Source organism: Enterobacter sp. TMH.L2 (assembly GCF_050847315.1).
Classification (GTDB): Bacteria; Pseudomonadota; Gammaproteobacteria; order Enterobacterales; family Enterobacteriaceae; genus Cedecea.
Map to the genome: position 1 here is coordinate 914,858 of NZ_CP193791.1, position 22,498 is coordinate 937,355.

A 22,498-nucleotide genomic window follows, 5' to 3' on the forward strand; every position below is an offset into this window, starting at 1 on the left:
GCACAAGAATATATGGAAAAAAAATGACCAGTCCTGTTTACACACCTTACGGAAGGGAATTTGAAGAATTCATTAAAATGGCCAAAAATAAATATAAATCAGAAATGGAGCGTTATATCCTGCGAAGAATTATGGAGGTGGCAGAAAATACCTTCGAGCGGCGTAGCCGGATATTCTCTTTCTTTACTGTCTTGAGATTCTCCAGAGATCACATCACTGACGATCCAGACTCACTCACCTGTATTCAGCGCACAGATATGGGGGCAATAACCCGTTGCATGGAGTCCATTAAAAGCCAGATACGGGAAGAGCATAAGCGTTCGGGCCGATCAGGCTCCCCTTCTTATCCTGCATATGCCTGGGTCCGTGAGCGTGATTCCAGTGCATATCCCCATTATCATCTGACACTGCTGTTCGACCGCAACGTTTATGCATTCCGGGGGAATTATTCCCTGTACAATGGCGACAATATGGCAAACCGCGTTCAGAAAGCCTGGTGTAGTGCTCTGGAACTGGCCTATCCGGATTATGCACATTTAGTCGAGTTTAATCAGAAAACGTATTGGCTGGACCGTAATGATGCTATTCAGCGAAATCATGAATATGTTGATTATCTCATGCGACTGGCTTATCTGGCTAAAGAAAACACCAAAGATGTTCACAGCAGTTACCGTAACTTTGGTACGAGTCAGATGATTACCGCAGGCAAAGAAGATGCCAGCTAATAGCATAATGCCGTTCACTTAATCTCCCGAAGTTTATAGCCGAACGGATATTTAGGCGGAATATAAAGCACCGAACGATCATATCTTCGGTGTTTTTTTCTGACAGAATGAATGCCTTTACGTATTCTCTCATTCTTTTAAGATGCTTAGGTATGTTTCCGGCAGCTGCTCCCGCGCTGACCCGTACCTGCGAAACCAGTATAATGAGGGCTGCCACGAAGCTTATCCGGGTCGGTAAAACACCTGCCTCGCTGGCAATATCTGTCATCTATTTTCTAGACCATCGCACTCTTCTTCCGGCTTGATGCCGAAATTATTCATCAATTTCATAGGCTTTGTGAATATATCATGGAGAAACTAATTTTTAGTTAAGATAAATCTATGGGTAGTCACTGAAAAAAACAGCGTAGTTGCACGCTTTAAAGGGAAGAGGTTCCAGCATCAGCTGGCAAAATTCAGTGTGCCACTACAAACCTTTTAGATGTAGCTGCCGATGAGTCCGCATCGTGCCCAACATCTGGGCACAATGTAATTAGGCCGAAGCAATTAATTTGATACCTTTATACCCGCCGTCAATAATACTTCCCCGGTCTGCCGCTGTAACAAAATTTGCCCACCACTGCATCATCGGGCGTCGTTGCTCAAGGTAATCGCTGCGGTTATAGGCCCGACGAACCTCATTCTTGTCCACATGTGCTAGCGCTGCCTCAATGACATCAGGAGGAAAACCTTGCTCATTGAGCGCGGTGCTGGCAATTGAACGCAACCCATGTGATACAAGGATACCGCCGAATCCCGCTCTTTTAAGCGAGGCATTTACCGTTTGGCTATTCATCGACTGAGTGGGCTTCAAACGGCTTGGAAAGATGAATTCCCGGTTGCCACTTAACGGTTTCATCATCTCTAATACAGCAATTGCTTCATCTGACAATGGGACGGTATGGTCACGGTTCATTTTCATACGTGATGCAGGGATCTTCCACTCTCGCGAATCCATGTCTACCTCTTCCCAACGAGCCTCTGCCGCTTCAGCAGGGCGGGTGATGGTGAGAAGTTGCCACATGAACAGGCATCGTGTTGAAAGACTAATGCTGGCTGTTCGCATCGTCTGCATTAACTGAGGCAACTGATCGGGACGAATGCTGGGCATGTTTTTCTTCTGCGGCTTCTCGAATGCCTTTCCAATATTGACACTCGGTACCGCATCAATCAGCCCCGTGTTTTGGGCATAGATCATGACCTCATTGATGCGCTGGCACAGGCGACGAACGGTTTCCAATGCTCCTCTGGCCTGAACCGGTTGTACAGCCTGAACCAGAGTATGAGCTTTGATATCTGTAACGCTGACGTCACCAATCGCAGGAAAGACATCTCTTTCCAAAGATCGCCAAATGTCCTCAGCATAGTCCTCGGTCACGCTGGCTTTCTTCACATTCCACCAACGTTCTGCCACGAGTTGGAAAGTATTAGTTTTGGCTTCAAGCGAACTGCGCAGTTGTTCTTGCTGATGTTCCTGGGGATCGATTTGTTTCGCCAGGAGTGAGCGAGACTCTGCCCGATAGCTTCGAGCATCGGCAAGCGTAACTGACGGGTAGGAGCCAATGCTCTTTTTCGCTCGCTTCTTGGTGACAGGGCGAATGTAGCGAAACTGCCAGACTTTACTTCCGCTGGATTTGATCAGTAGCTCAAGGCCATCGCCATCATAGAGCACATAGTCCGCTTCCATGGGTTTGGCAGATTCGATTTCCTTAACGGAGAGTGGTTTAGTTTGTCTTGCCATTGCCGGGTTTCCATAGTTTTAGGCACCTCAAAAACAATAAAGCTTTATGAGGTGCCTAACAAGGTGCCTAAAAGGTTCGGATTTAATTAGTTCTCTTCGGACTTCGCGGGACAAACTGAGGGCACAAAAAAGCCCGCAGGGCTTGCGCCGTGCGGGCTCTTAGGACTTCATCGGATGACTCTGGTAATCACCGATGGAGAATTTTGGTGGAGCTGGCGGGAGTTGAACCCGCGTCCGAAATTTCTACATCCTCGGTACTACATGCTTAGTCAGTCTTTACATTCGCCGGGCAACTGCGGACAGACACGCCATTACCAGACTATCCTGATTAGTTTTAATGCTTCAACCCCAGGCAAGGCATCCACACGATCTCTTTTGGGTTTGACCTCTCTTTGATCCCCGTCTTAAGAGCGGAAGCTAGGGAGAGAGGGCTCAGAGCAGGTTATTAAGCTGCTAAAGCGTAGTTTTCGTCGTTTGCGACTATTTTTTTGCGGCTTTTTACGAGGCCAACCGCCCCTCGGCATGCACCTTGGGTTTCGCAAATCCCGTCGAATCCAGAATCAGCCCCAATGTGTACCGGCGAGTATAACAGATTTATTACGCGCGTGACCAGCCGTCTAAAGAGAAATCCCGCTGAGTGCCATTCGTACAAAATTCCTTCAGCACCAGCGGGATAGGCGGTCAATTAACGTTCGCGTAGCGCCTCGCGGGCACGGTTGAACGGCTTAATCAGGTACTCAACAATGGTTTTCTGCCCGGTTTTAATATCCACGGTCGCCACCATCCCCGGTGAGATGGAGAAATGGTGGCCCACTTTGTTCACCAGGTAGTCCTGGTTGGTGCGGATAAACACCCGGTAGTAGACGATTTCCGGCTTCACCTTGTCCTGAATGGTGTCCGGGGAGATGGTTTCCACGGTGCCTTCCAGCCCGCCGTAAATGGCGTAATCGTAGGCGGTGATTTTCACCAGTGCGTGCTGGCCGGGATGGATAAAGGCGATGTCGCGCGGGGAGAGCCGGGCCTCAATCAGCAGGTGATCGTCCACCGGCACAATCTCCATCATCTCGCCGTTCGGCGGAATAACGCCGCCGATGGTGGTCACCTGGATGTTCTTCACGATGCCGCGCACCGGCGAGCGCACGGTCATGCGGTTCACCGAATCTTCACGCCCTTTGATGATGGCGTCCAGCATGTCCACTTCGGCATTGGCCTTCGACAGCGCCTCGCGCGCCTGCACGTAATACTGCGAGCGCAGGTCAGTGATCCTTAAGCCCAGGTCGCTTTTCTGCCGCTGCAGGCGCAGCACTTCCACATGGCTCGCCGCGCCACTTTTCACCAGTCGCTGGGTGATATCCAGCTCTTTGTTGACCGACGTCAGCGCGTCCCGCAGCTCGGCTTCGGAGTCGTTCAGCTGCGCCCGGCGGGTTTTATACAGCCGGGTTTCGGAGGCGAGCAGGTCCGGAAACGCTTTGAGCGAGTCCGGGAATTTCAGCGGCTGATCGTTCACTTCGGCGTAAAGCCGCGCGCTGGAGGCCAGAGAGGCGCGGTAGCGAGCTGTGCTTTCCCCGACGTTGGACTCGGAGCGGGTCGGGTCGAGGCGGGCGACGATTTGCCCGGCCTGCACTTTATCGCCCTCGTGCACCAGCAGCTCGGTGACTATCCCGCCGTCCAGCGACTGCAAAATCTGCTCGCGGGAACTCGGCACTACTTTCCCGGTGCCGGTGGAGACTTCGTCCAGCGTGCCGAACCACGCCCAGACGCCGAACAGAGCAAACAGCAGCGTGATGAGCAGGATAATGCGGCTCGCCCCGGAAAACTCGCTTTCGCGCTGGATGTCCGGGTCATCCATGGTGACGTCATGCTGACTGGTTTTCATTGTTCCACTCCCGCGGTGGTGTCTGGGCGGCGGCCGGGGCCTGAGCCTGTGCCGGTCTTGCGGCGCCGAGCGCCTGCGCCTTCGGTGCATCCATTACCAGCTGGCCGTCTTTCAGCACCAGCACGCGCTCGACCAGTTCGAGCACCGGCACGCGGTGGGTGGCGACGACCAGCGTGCGGTGCCCGAGCCACTGGTTCAGCCGCTGAATAAATTCCCGTTCGGTATGGTCGTCCAGCGAGGCGGTGGGCTCGTCGAGCAGCACGATGTTGGGCGAGCGCAGCAGCATCCGCGCCAGCAGGATCGACTGACGCTGCCCGCCGGAAAGCCCGCTGCCGCCTTCCATGATCGGATGATCCAGGCCTTTGGGCAGGTGCTTCACGAAGTTGCTCGCGCCGCTCACGTCCAGCGCCTCGAAGATAGCCTCGTCGCTGGCGTGCGGCGCACCCAGGGTGAGGTTTTCCCGCAGCGTGCCGTAGAACAGCCGCGCGTTCTGGCTCAGGAAGCCGATGTTGCGGCGCAGATCAGCCATATCGATTTGCGACATCGCGAGATCGTCGAGCCGGGCTTCGCCGCTGGCGAGATCGACCCCGCCCGCAAGCGCCTGCAGCAGCGTGGATTTGCCCGCGCCGTTGCGCCCGAGCACGGCAATGCGCTCGCCGCGCTGGATCTCAAGGCGGGCAATGCGCAGCGGAATGCGCGGATCTTCGCTGTGGTATTTGAACTGCGCGCTTTCAAACAGGTAGTGGCCGTGAAGGATGTCTTTATGGATCAGGTTTTCATCGCGCTGGGTTTCCACCGGCAGCTGCATGATGCTGTCCAGCCCCTGTTTTGCGGCTTTGACCTGCTGCCAGCGGGCGAGCACGCCGCACAGGTTGGCCATTGGGGCAATCATCCTTGAGGCCAACATCGAGGCGGCGACCATGGCCCCGGTGGTCATTTCACCTTCAATTACCAGCGGCGCGCCGAACAGCACCACTACCACAAACACCAGGCTCTGAATGGTGATCCCCCAGCTGATTAAGCCCTGGGTGAGTTCGCGGGTTTTCAGGCCAGACTCGGCGGTAATGCGGATGTAGCTGTTCCACTGCTGGAGGAAGCGGTTTTCCGCCTGCATCAGCTTGATGTCCTCCAGCCCCTGTACGCTTTCCACCAGCACGGCATTGCGTAGGGTGGATTCGTGGGCGGCCTGGTTGGCCAGCGTGGCGAGCTTTTTCTGCAGCAGCAGGCCGGGCAGCACCATCACGATGGCGGCGACCGGCGCGATCCACGCCAGCTGCGGGGCAATGATCGCCAGCACCCCAACGAACAAGATAAAGAACGGCAGATCGACGATCGTGGAGATGGTTGAGGAGGTGATCATCTCGCGGATCTGCTCCAGCTCGCGCAGCTGAGAAATAAAGCTGCCGGTGGAGCGGGGCACGGCGCTGTTGCGCAGCCGCAGGGCGTGGCTAAAGACGCGATCCGAAATGCGCATGTCGGCCCGCTTGCCCAGCACGTCCATGATGTTGCTGCGCGTGACTTTCAGAATGAAGCCGAACACCACGGCGATCAGCACCCCGGTTGCCAGCACGTAGAGCGTCGGGTATGACTGGGCCGGGATCACCCGGTCGTATACCTGCATCGAGAACAGGATCCCGGCCAGCGACAGCACATTCACCCAGAAGGCCGCCAGCATTACCGGGCCGTAAGGGCGAATGTCCAGCATGATCAGCTCTTTCATCCAGTCCGGGCTGAAGCGAGAGATATAGGCGTCGACGCGGCTGTCTTTCAGCGCCGAGAGCGGGCGCAGGGCGGCCACAAAGCGGATCTCCGGTAGCAGCTTGCTGAGCGACTGGCGGTTGGTGTGGCGTTCGTCGTCGAAGTAGCAAATATCCACGGTGTCTTCGCCGTCAAACTGCTCGATCACCGCGATCTGGCCGTTGGCTAAGTCCACCACCACCGGCAGCCGCCACTGGGATATCGCTTTTTCGGTGTTGCCGAGCAGATGGAAGGACAGCCCGGCCTGGCGCGAAAGCTGGGTCAGCGCGGCGACTTTAGTTTTGTCTTTGAACCACGGCGCGTTGGCCTGAATGGTGCCGGGGGAGCAAACCACGCGGTAGTGCCCGGCGACGTGACTGATGGCGTGGGCCCATTGGGTCAGGGCCTGTTCGCTTAAAAACTCCTCATTGGGAGAGGCTGTCTGGCTCATGGCTGAATCTCCAGGGACTGGATGTTGCGGTGTTCCAGACCAAATGCGGTGCGTAATTTGCCGGTGTTATACAGGCAGTTAAGCTGCAGTTGATGGAGCTGGCTCAGCGTTTGTTGTTGGGCGAAGCGCGCCTGGAAGACTTCCTGCTCGGCGTTGAGCACGTCCAGCAGCGGGCGGGAGCCCAGGTCGAGATACTGCTGTTGGTACAGCTCGCGGGTGCGGGCGCTCAGCTGTTCCTGGCGCTGCAGCACCTGGAGCGCGGTGGCGAGGCTAATGGCCTGGCTGCGGGATTCCAGCAGCTTCTGGCGCACGTCCAGGCGAACCCTGTCGATACCGGACTGCGCCGCTTCCAGCGCATGGCTGGCGGCGTTGCGGCGTGCCGTCAGGCCACCGCCCTGGTAAATCGGCATTTCGACGCGGATATACGCCGAGTATTGCGTGCGGTTCAGTACTTCGCTGCCGGAATAGTTGTTGTTCAGGTAGTGCTGCACGGACGGCTCCAGCGAGATGGTCGGCGTCATCTGCGAGTTGGCGTAGTCGAGGTTAGCCTGCGCCACGTTGGCCTGCGCCCAGGCGGCAAGGACGGCGGGCACCAGGCGATCGTCCGGCTTCGCCACGTTACAGCTGTTATTCAGCTTCTGCGGGAAATCAGGGCTGACTTTGTTGAGGCTGGTCCAGCCGAGCTGGCTCATCAGCGTCGCCTGGGTGCTGTCGAGGTTGGATTCGTACTGGATCAGCTGCGAGCGGGCTGATTCGATACGCGCGTCGGTTTGCACCACATCGGACATCGAGGTTGCGCCCTGGTCGTTCCGCTCCTGAGTCAGCCGGCCAATGGCGGTCAGCGCGTCCAGCTGTTCTTTGGCGATGTCGACCATTTGCTGCCAGAGCTGCACCTGCACCATCGCCGAGGCGGTGTCGTGCCCGACGGTGTCAATGCTCACCAGCACGTTGGCCTGGGCCTGGGCTTCTCCGGCGGTTTCCGCGCGGACCTGGCTTGCCACTTTGCCGAAGTCGTAGAGCATCTGGGACAGAGAAAGCACCAGCGACGGGCTGTAGCCGCTGTTGGTGTAAGTATTGGTGTAGCCGTTGTTCATCCCGGCGCTGATCTGCGGGTAGTACTTAGATTTGGCGACGTTGATTTGTTCGGACTGGCCGTAAAGTTTGCCGATAGCTTCACGAATACTGGGGTGCCAGGTCACAGAGCGGTTGACCGCGTCGTTCAGCGTTAAGGTTCCGGGCGCAGGGGCATTCAGCGGGAGGGCAGTGGAGCCATCGAGTGAGGGGAGCTCTTGTTGTTGAGCCAGACCCTGAGTCGTAATAGAAGTAGGCGCGTCGTTGGCCCAGGCCTGGAGTGAAAACAGACCGCAAGCCAGCCATAACGCAACAGGCCGTAATTTTCCCATATTTTTTCCCTAATAAATGGCACTGCGTTTTTGTCTTATTCCCCGGGCGTCTGTGCGCCCGGGGATTTATCGCAACTACTATCAGGCAACAATGTGGTTGTTCTGGATCAGCTCATCGAGTGTGGTGTGCACGTTCTCCAAAGTGACAAGAGTGGTTGAGTGGTATGTGCCGGCGGTACCGTCACGGTCGATGGAAATCACCGTGTTGTTGCCGACGCTTGCCACGCTCAGGTAATTACCCAGCGATGAGGCCTGCCCGTTCCAGCCGACCAGCAGGTCGTGGATGTTGATCTGGTCCCCGTTGGCGAGCGAGAAGTTCTTCCAGACGTCCGATCCGTTGCCACCGGTGCCATCGGCCGCGCCGCCTGCAAGGACGTGGTACACCAGCGTATCGGCGTAGGCCGAAGAACCGGTGATAATGTCCCCATATGCGGTACTGACGATTTGCGGGTTCATGTTAATGGTCAGGGTGGCGGTGTCCGTATGCCCGTTCTGATCGTTCAGAGCGTAGGTAAAGACCTCTTTGTTGGTGATTGACCCCGGCGATACCCCCGGATTCAGGGTGTAGGTGTAGTCGCCGCCGATACCAATTTTCAGCGTGCCGTACTGCCCCTGTATCGTGGCCACCGCGTCGCTGTTGCTCATCGGGTTCAGCGTGGCCGAGCTGCCGTTGGCGCCGGTAATTGTCATCAGCGTATGCACGCTGCCAAGCTGGTCAGACGCACCTGCGGAGTCAGTCCCGTCGTACAGGTTGCCGTGTACGATGGTGCTTTGCGCCGTGAAGCTATCCAGCAGGTTTGACGTCCCGGTGACCGTTGGCGTGATGGTGATCGTGCCCAGCCCCAATGGCCCCATGTTCCCGACATAGCTCAGCGTCCAGGTGCCTGAGTGCAGATCGGTGATTGGAATGGTTGCCGTGCCGCCCAGCAGGGCGCTGCCGCTAAAGGTGCCGGTATAGGTGTGACCCTGGCCGTCGCTTAGCGTCCAGCTGACGGACAGTCCACCCAATACCAGACCGGAAGCCACTTTGAACACAATGTTGGCCCCGCTAAGCACGGTGTTATCCGCAATGTTAAAGGTGCCGCTGCCGTTGCCGTGGGTAGAGGCCAGCAGCGCCGTGTTCCAGGAGGCTGACCCAACGTTGGCGCTAGCGTAAGCCGCAGTGTTTTGCGTCGACGTGATAGCCATGATGGAGCTGATGTCGTTCACGGCATCCACGGTATGCGGTGTGGCGGTGATGTTCAGCGACGCGGTACCGGTATCCCCGTTTGGCGCGGTCACGGTGTACACGAAGCTGTCTGGCGTATTGATGCTGTCGGCTCCCACGCCGGATTTCAGCGTGTAGGTGTAGTTGCCGTGGGCATCAATGGTCAGCGTCCCGAACTTACCGTTGATGGTGGTGGTACCGGTCGCGGAAACTGCCACGCCGTTCACCGCCGTCAGCAAGCTGCCTGCCGGCGCGACATCGTCCTGCATCACGTTCCCGGCAGTTGAGGCCGCCAGGCTGTCCACCGCGTAGGTGTGATCCTGGAGGATATTCAGCGTGTAGCTGGTCAGCAGTGAGACACCGCTCGCGTTCATCAGCAGGAACAGGTAGTCCCCGCCGCCCAGGGTGACGGTCAACTGGCCTGAGGTGCCGCCCAACAGCGGAGCCGTTAGCCAGGTTTTCTGCACCTGGAACTGCTCGTATTGCTGGGTCGCCACGTTGAACTTGTAGATGTACAGGTCGAAGGTGGAGAGCAGCGCCACCCCGCCCACGCTGGCCTGCAGCGTCATGGTGCGCGTCGATCCGTCTGCGACATCAAACAGAATCGGGTTGCTCATGTTAGCCAACAGGTTGAGGTTGACCACATTCCCCAGACCGACGCTCAGCACCGACAGACCCGTTTGCTGTGAAGCCCCGTGGTCAACGGCGACAACATCGGTGCCGAAGGTCAGCGAACCGGTGTTATCCGTGGCGGTGACCGTACTGGCCGGGGCACCGTTGCCCAGGGTGACAATCAGCTGCGCAGAGTCGCTGATGCCATTTTGGGTAATGGTGTAGGTAAAGTTCTCGGTACGGCCCAGCACCGCGGCTGAGGTGTTGGTTAAGGTGTAGGTATAGCTGCCGTCCTGGTTGATATGCAGGGTGCCGTATTTACCCTGAATATCCAGTCCGCCAGCGCCAACCGTATGGGAGACGCCCTGGCCATCGGTAATAGCCGTGACCACGGTGCCGGTAGGGGCGTTGTCCACAGCCCCACCAGGACCCGGATCGGTAATGACGTTCCCGCTTGAGGTGGTGGTTCCGCTGACCACGCCGGCGCTGGTCTGCTCGACGGTCACCGCAAGGTTGGTCGCTGCACCTGTTGCCAGCAGGCTGGTGTTGTAGCCCAGCACGCGGTATTGCCCTTCGCCCAGTCCGTCAAGGTTCAGGGTAACGCCGGTAGCGCCCAGGGTCAGCAGGTTCAGGAACTGCGGCAGTGAAGAGTCGACAACCGTCGTCCAGGAGTTAGTGGTCGCGTCAAATTTCTGAATAGCGATTTCCAGCGTATTCAGCAATGACAGTACCACGCCGGTGGCGGCGGCATTAATGGTGATATGCCCCGTTGCTCCGCTGCCGATGGTGAAGCCGACCTGGGCGGTATTGCTGCCCAGAACCGACGCCACGTTCCCCAGAGCGCCAATCAGTAGGTTGCCATAGCCACTGTAGTGCGAGGTGGTGATGTCTGCGTTGCTGGTCAGCGCCAGATCGACCACGTTGCTGCTGGCCGAAAGTGGCAGAATCGGCGCGGTGATCGAGAGCGATGGAGAGACGTTACCCGCCGCATCCGCGGCAGATATTGACAGCGACTGGCCTTCAATCTGGCGAGTCGGCAGGGTGATGCTGAACGCGCCGGACGCATTCGCCGTGCCGGTGACGGTGATCCCGCCCGGCAGCGTGATGGTCACGGTGCTGTTAGCTTCCGCGACGCCAGTGATCGTCGACCCGTCGGCGCTGATAACCCCGGTTGGGATCAGCGGTGGAATAGTATCGACAATCACCGAGGTCGGCAGAGACGCCCCGCCCGTCCCGTTGGCGTTGGTTGCTGTGGCGGTAAAGGCGTGCACGCCATCACCCAGCGCACCGGTTGGGGTAAACGTCCAGACGCCGCTCGCGTTGGCGGTGACCGTCCCCAGCAGCGCCCCGTTGTCGTAGATCTTGACGGTGGCGTTGGCTTCGGCGGTGCCGTTGATCGTTGGGCGAGTGTCGTTGGTGCTCTGACCGTTACCCACCACGCCGGTTTTCGGCAGGACATCGTCCACGATGCTGGTGATCACCGGCAGCCCTGGCACACCGGTAAACGGTGCGGTGAAGCTGGCGGAAACGCCGATGTTCCCGGCGGCATCCTGAGCGAAGGCCAGCAGCGGCTGGGCGCTGGTTTGCGCAGGGGAGAGCGTAATGCTGAAGTTCCCGTTGCCGTCAGCCTGAGCCGTACCCAGAACGGTACCCGTCGCCGAGGTAACGGTCACTTTGCTGTTGGCTTCCGCAACGCCGGTAACAACTGTACCAGTGGCGTTGACCGTCAGACCTGTTGGCGCCAGCGGCGGGACGGTATCGACAATAATACCGGCTGGTACGGACGGAACGCTGACGTTACCCGCCGCATCCGTTGCGGTGACGGTGAACGAGTGGTTGCCCTGAAGCAGAGGCAGCGTTGGCGTGAACGTCCAGACGCCGCTGCCGTTTGCCGTTGTGGTACCCAGCAGCACGCCGTTATCAAAGATATTGACCGTGGCGTTGGCTTCGGCGGTCCCGTTCAGGGTTGGGCGCGTATCGTCCGTTGGCTGGTTGTTACCTACCGGGCCAGTGATCGGGCCGACATCATCTACCACAGAGGTTATCGCAGGCTGGTTAGGCGCCACGGTATCCACCACGATGGTGAAGCCTGCCGTTGGGCTACTGATTACGCCTGCACCGTTGGTCGCGGTGATGGTAAAGGTATGCGAGCCGTTTGCCAGCGCGGTCGGCGGGGTAAAGACCCAAACGCCCAGGGCGTTAGCCGACACGGTGCCAATCAGGTTGCCGCCATCGTAAATCTTGATGGTGCTGTTGGCATCTGCTGTCCCGTTCAGGGTTGGGCGTGCATCGTTAGTGGCCTGGCCGCTGGTTAATGGCCCGACCGTGCCACCGGCGACATCGTCCACCACAGAGGTCAGCACCGGCGTATTCGACACGCCGCTGGCGATGGTCAGGGTAAAGCCAGCCGAAGGTACGCTGGTGTTGCCTGCCGCATCGGTCGCGGTGACGGTGAATACGTGTTGGCCGAGAGGCAGCGCGGTCCCAGGCGTGAAGGTCCATGCTCCCAGGGCACTGGTCGTTACGGTGCCAATCAGGTTGCCATTATCGTAAATATTAATGGTGGAGTTAGCTTCCGCTGTCCCACTGAGGGCTGGCTGAGTGTCGTCCGTTGTCTGTCCGCTCACCAATGGTCCCTGAACCGGACCAACGTCATCGAAGGCCTGAACCACAATCGGCTGAGTAGGCGCAATGGTATCCACCACCACGTTAAACGGTGTTGACGGCAGGCTGACGTTGCCCGCAGCGTCCGTCGCGGTCACGGTCAGCGCATGGCCACCGTTAATCAACGGTGTGGATGGCCTGAAGGTCCAGGCTCCGCCCGCATCTGCCTGGACGGTGCCAAGCAGAACACCGTTGTCGTACACGCTGACGGTGGCATTGCCCTCAGCGGTACCGGTGAGGACCGGACGGGTATCGTCGGTGACCTGGCCGTTAGACAAGTTGCCGACGATTGGGCCGACGGCATCCGCCACGTTACTGATAACCGGCGCGTTCGGTGCAATGGTGTCGACGGTCAACGAGAAGCCGTTCGACGGATTACTGACGTTGCCAGCCGCATCGGTCGCGGTCACGGTTAAGGTATGCGCCCCGTTGCCGAGTGCGGCCACAGGGGTTAGCGTCCACGCGCCAGATCCGTTGGCAATAGTGGTGCCGATCAGGTTGCCGTCGCTGTAAACCTTAATGGTGGCACCGGCTTCCGCCGTCCCGCTCAGAGAAGGGCGGGTTTCATTGGTGGCCTGGCCGTTGGTGATTGGCCCCAGCACCGGCGCGGTATTGTCCAGCACGGTGACGATCACCGGTGGGTTCGGGGCGACAGAGTCAATATTCACGCCAAACGAAGCCGCATTACTCACGTTGCCAGCGGCATCCGTCGCCGTAACGTTCAGGGTATGTGTCCCCTGGCCCAGCGGTGCGGACGGGGTGAATGTCCAGACGCCCAGCGCATCCGCCTGGGTGGTTCCCAGCACGTTATTGCCATCTTTCACCGTGATGGTGGCGTTGGCTTCCGCCGTGCCGCTCAGGGTTGGCTGAGTGTCCTTCGTCAACTGGCCGTTGATCAGCGGCAGGTTAGTGCCCGGCTGAGTCTGGTCGTCGATGACCGAAAGAATGACGGGCACTACAGGCGGCACGGTATCGACCACCACGTTGAACCCTGTGCTTGGGCCGCTGACGTTGCCTGCCGCATCCGTGGCGGTCACGGTGATGTTATGGCTGCCATCCAGTAGCGGAACCGTTGGGGTAAAGCTCCAGTTCCCACCCACCGGTACCGTTACGGTGCCGATCACCACGTTTCCGTCCTTGAAGGTCAGCGTGGTACCCGCCTCGGCGGTGCCGCTGAAGGTTGGCGTATTGTCGTTAGTCGGCTGGCCGGAGATGACTGGCTGCGATGTGACATCGTTGATGACGGTTGATATCAACGGTGTGGTTGGGGCGACAGTATCCACATTGACCACAAAGCCGGTGGACGGCAGGCTGACGTTCCCGGCGGCGTCTGTCGCCGTGACGGTCAGGGTGTGAGAACCCTCGCCAAGGTTAGTGCCTGGCGTAAAGGTCCAGATGCCGAGGGCATTCGCGGTGACGGTACCGATGATGGTGCCGTTATCGATAATGTTCACCGTGCTGCCAGCTTCCGCCGTGCCGCTCAGGGTTGGCGTTGGGTCGTTCGTGGCCTGGCCATTGGTCAACGGCCCGACTACGCCGCCTACTACATCGTCTACCACGGAGACAATCACCGGCTGGGCTGGTGGCGTGGTGTCGACAATGATGGTGTAGAGCGGAGACAGGCCGCTCGTCTCAAGACCGACGGTCTGGCTGACGGCAAAGGTATGCGGGCCCTGAGTTAGCGGGGTAGTGAGCTGATACGTCCATGTGCCGCCGGCGCCGACGGGCACAGAAGTGAACAGCACGCCATCAATGTAAACATGCACGACCCCGCCCGCGGAGGCACCTGAACCACTCAGGGTAGGTAAAGTATCATCGGTCGATTTCCCGTTGCCGACGTTACCGGTTATGGCGCCCACGTTATCGTCTACCAGATCGATGGTTGGCGGATGCGGCAGGATGGAGCTGGTTGCGGTGAAGTTAATGCCCGCGCTTTGGTTACCCGCTGGATCCTGAGCAATAGCCGTCAGGGTTGCGCCGGTGGTTTGAGCCGGTGACATCGTAACGGTCCAGGTACCCAAAATCGGGTCAGCCACGCCGGTGCCCAGCACGTTGCCGCTGGAGTCTTTGATGATAACCGTTGCCCCCGGTTCAGCGGTACCGGCTACAAGCGTACCGGTAGGGTCGGTGATCGGCAGCACCACAGGGTTTGGTGGCGGAGTGGTATCGACGTTAATCACAATCGGCGCAGAAGGCCCCACGCTGTTGCCTACGTCATCCACCGCTTTGATGGTAATGCTGTGTGCACCTTCCGGCAGCACGGAGGTGGTGATACTCCATGTGCCATTGGTGGCCACGACACCGGTACCCAGAATCGTCGTGCCATTGGTGTCGTACAGCGTAATCGTACTGCCGACTTTGCCGGTGCCGGTAAAGGTTGGCGTGGTGTCATCAGTGAAGCTGCCGTTAACCAGTGGGGTCTGGATCGGGCCCACGTTATCAATGATTTCCACGACGACCGGCGCGGTGAGCGGCACGGTATCGACGGTCAGTACATAATCGGTGGATGGCCCGCTGACGTTCCCGGCTTTATCGGTTTGTTCGGCGGTGATGGTATTCACGCCGTTGTTGAGCGCGGTATTCGGCGTAATGGTCCAGTTACCGGAGCCATCCACTACCGCAGAGCCTATCGCTGTGCTGCCGTTGTAAAGCGTGACGGTCGCGCCGATTTCACCCGTGCCGTGGAACACCGGCTTCGTATCATCGGTAATGCCGTTGGTAATTGGCCCGGTCACCGGACCCACGCCGTCATCTACGGTGCCGATAGTCGGCGCCGCCGGCGGCGTTGTGTCTATGGTGATCGCGATCGGGGCTGACGGCAGGCTGATGTTGCCCGCCGGATCGGTCACCTGGACGGTAATGTTATAGGTCGTTTCGGTAAACGGCGTTGACGGGGTCACGCTCCAGGTCCCGTCGGAGCGCACGGTGGCTGTGCCGATCAGGTCGTTCCCGTTGTTGTAGACGTTGATGGTTGAGCCAGCGATGCCGGTCCCGCTAAAGGTTGGCGTGGTGTCATTGGTACTGCCGCCAGGAGCGACGGGACCGACCACCGGAGGCACATTATCGGTCACGACTGGTGCCGTTGGCTGAGCCGGAGGCGTCGCGTAAACCGAGAGCGTGAAGCCAGAAGAAGGCATCCCCGTGTTGCCCGCCGGATCCGTTGCCACGGTAGTGAACACGTGCGTCCCGCTGCCCAGCGGTGAGGTTGGGGTGATTGTCCAGCTCCCGGTCGCGTCTACGGTGGCCGTGCCAATTGGCGTTGTCCCCCCGTCGACGTACAGGGTAATAGTGGCCCCAATTTCACCTTTGCCTGAGAACACGGGTTCCGTACTTTGGGTACTGCCGCCGTTAATCAGCGGAGTCTGCGTGTTTGCGACGTTACCCAGCGCCCCGTCGATGGAAGGCGCTCCCGGCGGAGTCGTATCGATAATAACAATCTGGGTTGCGGCATTACTGGTATTCCCGGCGGCATCGGTCACGTACACATTGATGGTGTGCGAACCTTCGCTTAGCGGCTGGGTTGGCGTAAACGTCCATGCGCCGCTGCCGTTTGCCGTCACGGTGCCGATCAGCGTGTTGCCATCGTAAATATTCACGACTGCGTTAGCCCCGGCGGTGCCGCTGATAACCGGTTTGGTATCGTCGGTAGAGGTGCCCGGCAGGACTGGCCCGGTGACGCTCCCGACGGTATCCAGAATTTCGCCTATCACCGGCGTGGCCGGCAGCGTAGTAATCAGATTGATGTCCCACGCCGGGGAATGCGCGGTGACGTTGCCTGCGGCATCCGAAGCCGTGACCGTAAAGGAATGTGGCCCGTCCAGCAGCGGCGTGGTTGGCGTAAATGTCCAGGTGCCGTTGCCGTTAACGGTGGTGGTGCCCAGGACGTCCAGTCCGTCGTAAACCGTGATGATAGATCCCGGTTCGCCGCTGCCGCTCAGGGTTGGCGTCGGATCGTTGGTGGCGCCGTTATTGCTGACCGGCCCGGTCACGGTGCCCACATCGTCATACACCTGGGTAATCGTTGGGGCGGTAGGGGCGATGGAGTCTACGTTGATGTTAAAGGCGGCGCTCGGCTGGCTGACGTTGCCTGCGGCATCGGTGGCGGTCACCGTCAGGCTATGCAGGCCCTGGCCAATAGAGGTGGTCGGCGTAAAGGTCCAGGCTCCGCTGCCGTTGGCGCTGACCGTGCCGATCAGCGTCCCGTTGTCGTAAATCTTCACGGTTGAGTTAGCTTCAGCCGTACCGGAGATCGTCGGTTTATCGTCGTTAGTCAGATCGCCGTTGTTCAGGTTACCGGTATGCTCAGGCACATTGTCGACCACGGAACCGATGATCGGCATATTCGGTGGGGTGATATCCGGGGCGGTGACCGGGGCGTTCGGGCCGATATTCCCTGCGGCATCCGTGGCGTTCACTTCCACCAGCTGGCCGTTCGCCTGCGGGGTTGTCAGGGTGATGCTAAAACTGCCGTCCGGTCCGGCAACGGCCTGGCCCAACGGATTGCCCAGCGCGTCGGTCACTTTCACCGTGCTGCCAGCCTCGGCTTTACCGGTCAGTACCGAGCCGTCTTCATTGAAGGTGAGGTTGGTCGGCAGCGCAGGCGGCGTATGATCCTGGGCAATGACGGCGGCAGGCGTACTGACGTTGTTCGCGGCGTCCGTCGCAGTGACCATCAGCGTCTGGCCGTTTAGCTGCGGTGGCGTGAGCGGGGAAATATCAAATGTGCCCGTGCCGCTGGCGATACCAACGCCAATCACATTGCCGTTACCGTCCCAGACGGTGACGGTACTGTTCGGTTCGGCGGTACCGGTCACATGCAGGCCATCAGCGCTCACGGCCAGCCCGGTTGGGGCATTCGGTGGCGTGTGATCCGGGGCAGGAATAGCGGCACCTGGTCCGGTATTACCCGCCGCGTCGGTCGCTTTGGCGGTTAAGATCTCCCCGTTAAGCTGAGGTGGGTTCAGCGTCACGCTGAAGTGGCCGGTACCGTCCGCCGTGGCCGTACCGAGCACGGTGCCGCTGGCGTTTGTGATGGTGACCTTGCTGTTGGCTTCTGCTGTCCCGGTGAGCGTTGTCCCGTCGTTAGAGACGGCCAGTCCGGTGGGCAGTATCGGAGGCGTGGTATCCACGACGACGCCAAACGGTGAGGATATCCCGCTGGTGCCGTTAGTATTCGTGGCCGAAAGCGTAAAGTTGTGGGGGCCATCAAGCAGCGGCAGGAGAGGAGTGAAGCTCCAGTTGCCACCCGCATCAGCCAGGGTGGCACCAATGAATAAGCCATTGTCGAAAATAGTGATAGTCGATCCCGCCTCGGCGGTGCCTTTCAGCGTTGGGCGGTTGTCATCCGTTGGTTGACCGTTCGTCAGCGGCCCCTGGATCGGGCCGACATCGTCAGTGACCGAAATCAGAACCGGAATGGTCGGGAAGCCGGAGTTTGACGCCGGGAAGGTGGTATCCGGCCCCATGTTACCCGCCGCATCCTGCACTTGGGCAGTCAGCGTGCCGCCATGCGTTTGGGCCGGGGTGAGGGTCAGGGTGAAGTGCCCGGTTTGGTCAATTTGTGCCGTACCCAGTACCACGCCGTTTGGACCGACAACTTTCACGGTGTCACCGGCCTCACCTGTCCCGGTAACGGTTGTGCCGTCCTGGCTTACGGTGTCAATGGTGACCGCCACCGGTGGAAGGGTGTCCACGGTGAAGGTTGGGCCGACGGTCACGCTACTAATGTTGCCCGCGAGGTCGGTCTGCTGCAGCGTAATCGCGTGCGGGCCATCAGCCAGGGCGATAGAAGGCGTAAAGCTCCAGTTACCGTCATTGCCCACGGTGACCTGACCAATTGGAATACCGTTATCAAAGATGGTTAACGTACTGCCCGCTTCCCCGGTGCCGCTGAAGGCCGGTTTGTTATCATCGGTAATGCCGTTGTTGGCGATAGGGCCGGTGATAGAGCCGACCGTGTCGAGGATCTGATCGAGTACCGGCGGATTCACGACGGTATCGACAATGACGGTGTAGGACGTGGAGCTTCCGCTATCGCCGCGAATATTCGAGGCCGTGGCGGTGAAGCTATGCGGGCCGTCGGGCAGATTGGCGACGGGGGTAAAGGTCCAGATCCCCCCCACGAGCACGATGGTGGTGCCAATCTCTACGCCATTATCAAAGATATGAATCGTCTCGCCGACGACGCCTGTCCCCTGCAGGGTTGGGGTCTGATCGTTGGTTGGCTGATTGTTGGGTACGGTGCCAACGATCGGCGGGACGTCATCAATGATGGTGGTAATCACAGGGATGGTCGGCAGCGGGAAGAACGGCGCGGTGGCTTCTCCCGGCGGGCTGACGTTGCCTGCTGCATCGGTAGCCGTGACCTGGAGGTGACTGCCGTCAAGCTGCGGCGTGGTCAGGGTGATGCTGAATACGCCAGTAATAGGCGCAGCGGTACCGGTACCAATCACGTTCCCGTTCGCATCTTTGATGGTGACGGTGCTGCCTGCCTCGGCAATCCCCGTCACTATGTCGCCATTAGCGCTGACAAGCAGGCCGGTCGGTTCGGCAGGCGCGGCGGTATCTACAGTCACGGTATAGCTGACTGACGTGCCGCTGTCTCCCCGAACGTTAGATGCCATAGCGGTGAAAATGTAGGCGTTATCCACCAGCGGTGTGGTTGGCGTAAAGCTCCAGGTGCCGTCCAGGCCGACCTTAGTGGTACCGATCTCACTCCCGTTGGCATAGATATGAATGGTGTCCCCGGCTTGTCCACTCCCCTGCAGGGTTGGCGTGTTGTCGTTGGTTGACTGCCCGTTCCCTACGTTACCGGTGACTGGCGCGACGTCGTCAAGAACGCCGGTAATCACCGGCAATACCGGCGGGAGTACGTCCGGCGCGGTCACGTTGGCCGGAGGACTGTTGTTGCCCGCCGGATCGGTGACGACCACGGTCAATGTTTCACCGTCTACCTGCGGCGTGGTCAGGGTGATGCTGATATTGCCATTGTTATCGGCAGTACCTGACCCGACGACTACGCCGTTCGGGTCTTTAATGGTGACGGTGCTACCCGCTTCGGCATGGCCGGTAACGATTTCCCCATCCGGGCTAACGGCCAGACCGGTTGCCGGCCCCGGAGGAGCGGTGTCAATGGTGACGGTATACGCCGGGGATGGGGCGGTTTCGCCCCTTTCGTTACTCGCCGTGGCAGTAAACACATGGGAGCCGTCGGCCAGCGCGCTACCCGGGGTAAAGCTCCAGGTTCCGCCGGCGCCTACCACGACCGTCCCAATCTGTACCCCGTTATCGTAGATGTGAATGGTCGTGCCAGCCTGGCCGGTGCCGTTCAGCGTGGGAGTATTGTCGTTGGTTGGGGAGTTATTGCCTACGTTGCCGCCGTTAGGCGCACCCGGGTTATCGTTAATTACGCCGGTGATAGCTGGCTCATCCGGCAGCGGGATATTCGGTGCGGTAATGGTGGCACCAGGACTGCTATTACCTGAGGGATCGGTCGCCGTGACGGTCAGTATTTCGCCGGTTATCTGCGGGGTGGTCAAAGTAATAGTGAAGCTGCCGTCGGTGCCCGCCGTGCCAGTGCCTATCACGTTGCCATTGGCATCTTTTACCGTAACTGTGGATCCTGCTTCAGCATGGCCGGTCAGGGTATCACCGTCTGGGCTAACGGCCAGATCGGTTGCAGCCGCAGGTGGCACGGTGTCAATGGTGATGGTATAGGCCGGAGAGGTTGCGCTTTCGCCCCTTTCATTTGTCGCCGTGACGGTGAAAGAGTGGGTGCCGTCAGCCAAAGCAGTGCCTGGCGTGAAGCTCCAGGTCCCATTGGCGCCGACCACAACGGTGCCAATCTGCACGCCATTATCGTAAATATGCACCGTGGTACCGGCCTGACCGGTGCCGTTCAGCGTTGGCGTGTTGTCGTTGGTTGAAGTGTTGTTCCCAATGTTTCCGCCGGTGCCCGGGGTTTCATTGGCGATGTTGGTTATGTGCGGCTCATCAGGTAACGGGATATTTGGGGCGGTGATGTTTGTTCCAGGTCCTGTGTTGCCGGACGGATCTGTCGCGCTGGCGGTAAGGATGCCGCCGTTAATTTGCGGGGAAGTTAACGTAATTGTGAAATTGCCATCGCTGCCCGCGGTGCCAGTGCCGACTACGTTCCCGTTCGCGTCCTTGATGGTTACCGTACTGCCCGCTTCGGCGTTACCGGTAATGGTTTTCCCGTCAGCTGAGATAGCAAGACCCGTGGGAGCCGGAGGAGGCGTGACGTCCGGTCTGCCCGGATTTCCAGGGTTGCTACCGCTGTCTGAGTGCCCGCCGCCGCCGCTAGAGGCGGCAGCGATCGCACCGCCTGCGGCAACGGCCAGCCCGCCCAGCACCCACGGCCAGAGGGCGCCGCCTTCGGCATGTGCGCCGGTGGCGGTCATGATCGCGTCAATATTGGCAATTTGCTCATAGTGAGCTGCGGTTTCTGGATCCTGAACCCACCAAAGCACGCCGTCATGGCCTTCCAACACTAGCTGGTTGCCACCCTGATCGGCAAAGGCGTAGTAGTTTTTGATGGTAATGGTTTCGCCGGAATGGAGTTTGATCACCAGATCCTGGCCTGAACGCGTGTAGCTGGCGACCTCTTCACGTTCAATTTTTAGCTCGACAATTGAAGGGCCTTTTAAGGTGATTTCAGAGGCTTCGACGTTGTTTTTAACGCCGGTTAATTTAGAGATAATTAAAATTGAACGCATTGTTATCACTCCATTCGCGATGAACGTGGTGGTAGTCAGTTGCCCGGCATAATGTGTTGATTACCGAAAGCAAAATTTTTAGGTGTAAAAGGCCCTTCGCGATGTATTGGCGAAAAAAGGCCTGTATCAAAAAATTGATGACAGTGATTGTTAATAAACAGGGCGTTTCCGGTGCGGAATCGAAATTAGTTAATTCTCAGGGTCATAGGCTCGTCGTTTATTAAATAGAGACTATTGATGATATAGACAGGAAAAAATGAAAGCGCAACTTAAGCCATATTTAACACTATGTAAGTCACTCTAAAGTACCAGTGAACGTAGCGGGATCACCCAAACGGCTGAAGCTAGTTCCCATGGTGTATCTCAGGTGCCGTTGTGCTTATTGCATTGAAAGATTTAAGATAAGTTTTAGCCGTGCTTTTGTATTATCCCGGATGAATTGAGACTTCAGGCATAAAAATCCCTGAGTCTGAAAGGGATATAGTGCCTTTTTTGGTGGGTTATTTTGTTTTGTAAAGAAGAAAGGTATGGAAGAAATTATCTATTTTGTGAAGTGTATATAGATGGTCGCTGAGGCAGGAAATATTATATATCTATGAATTTGTGGTTTTCAGTGGGGAAGATAATTGTGAAGGAAAGTAGCATATATTATTTAGTGTCGCTTAACTCATTCAGATGCTCCAATATTTGACTGCGCAATAATAGCTGATAATTAAAATTGCGTGTGTTTTTTTATACTGGCTCTTCAGAAGAAGAGCCAGTGGAGTGCGGGGCTGAAAGAATCGCCTTAACGGCCGGCGTTTTTCATGATGCGGGCTTTATCTACAGCCCATTCGCGATCCTTCGCATCGGAACGCTTATCATGCTGCTTCTTACCTTTCGCTACGCCGATTTTCACTTTGCACCAGGCGTTCTTCCAGTAGAGGGACAGGGCGACGATGGTATAACCGTCGCGGCTGACGCTACCGAACAGGTTGTCCAGCTCGCGCTGGTTAAGCAGCAGTTTTCGGGTACGGGTAGGATCGCAGACGACGTGGCTGGAGGCGACGGTCAGCGGCGTGAAGTTGGCGCCAAACAGATAAGCTTCGCCATCTTTAAAGATAACGTAGCTGTCGCCGATGTTTGCCTTCCCGGCACGTAATGATTTTACTTCCCAGCCTTGCAGCGCGAGACCCGCTTCAATCTCATCTTCGATAAAGTATTCGTGGCGGGCACGCTTGTTTAGCGCAATGGTGGCTGAGCCTGGTTTGTGTGCTTTTTTCTTAGTCATAGTGCTGCTCAGTATATGTAATCCAGGAGTTCAAAGAC

General features: G+C 58.1%; 7 protein-coding genes and 1 other RNA gene. 1 reads left to right on the forward strand and 7 read right to left on the reverse strand.

Annotated elements, in window-relative coordinates; translation table 11 throughout:
• The first annotated feature begins 23 nt into the window (after window positions 1–23).
• Window positions 24–725, forward strand: coding sequence for an inovirus Gp2 family protein (locus tag ACREYP_RS04430; RefSeq protein ID WP_498881125.1), 702 nt, complete (start codon window positions 24–26; stop codon window positions 723–725).
• Window positions 726–1,257: 532 nt separating this feature from the next.
• Here ACREYP_RS04430 and ACREYP_RS04435 read toward each other — a convergent pair.
• From ACREYP_RS04435 to smpB, 7 genes are all read right to left on the reverse strand, one after another.
• Window positions 1,258–2,505: an integrase gene (locus ACREYP_RS04435; RefSeq protein WP_498881126.1), complete on the reverse strand. Its 1,248-nt coding sequence runs from the start codon at window positions 2,503–2,505 to the stop codon at window positions 1,258–1,260.
• Window positions 2,506–2,709: 204 nt separating this feature from the next.
• Window positions 2,710–3,073: a transfer-messenger RNA gene (gene ssrA, locus ACREYP_RS04440) on the reverse strand.
• A 117-nt stretch (window positions 3,074–3,190) separates the two neighbouring features.
• Entirely contained in the window at window positions 3,191–4,354 is a 1,164-nt protein-coding gene (locus ACREYP_RS04445) for an HlyD family type I secretion periplasmic adaptor subunit (protein ID WP_336819534.1), read from the reverse strand.
• 7 nt (window positions 4,355–4,361) lie between these two features.
• Window positions 4,362–6,569 carry a type I secretion system permease/ATPase gene (locus tag ACREYP_RS04450; RefSeq protein ID WP_336819517.1) on the reverse strand — a complete coding sequence of 736 codons (2,208 nt, stop codon included), beginning with the start codon at window positions 6,567–6,569 and terminating at the stop codon, window positions 4,362–4,364.
• Window positions 6,566–7,972 (reverse strand): TolC family outer membrane protein, encoded by a 1,407-nt coding sequence (locus ACREYP_RS04455; RefSeq protein ID WP_336819518.1) that lies wholly within the window; start codon window positions 7,970–7,972, stop codon window positions 6,566–6,568. The genes ACREYP_RS04450 and ACREYP_RS04455 overlap by 4 nt, the downstream gene beginning before the upstream one ends.
• An 81-nt stretch (window positions 7,973–8,053) precedes the next feature.
• The gene (locus ACREYP_RS04460; RefSeq protein WP_498881127.1) at window positions 8,054–21,190 is read right to left on the reverse strand and encodes a BapA/Bap/LapF family large adhesin; all 13,137 of its coding nucleotides are present in this window, start codon (window positions 21,188–21,190) and stop codon (window positions 8,054–8,056) included.
• A 787-nt stretch (window positions 21,191–21,977) separates the two neighbouring features.
• Window positions 21,978–22,460 carry an SsrA-binding protein SmpB gene (gene smpB / locus ACREYP_RS04465; RefSeq protein ID WP_008458185.1) on the reverse strand — a complete coding sequence of 161 codons (483 nt, stop codon included), beginning with the start codon at window positions 22,458–22,460 and terminating at the stop codon, window positions 21,978–21,980.
• Window positions 22,461–22,498: the final 38 nt, after the last annotated feature.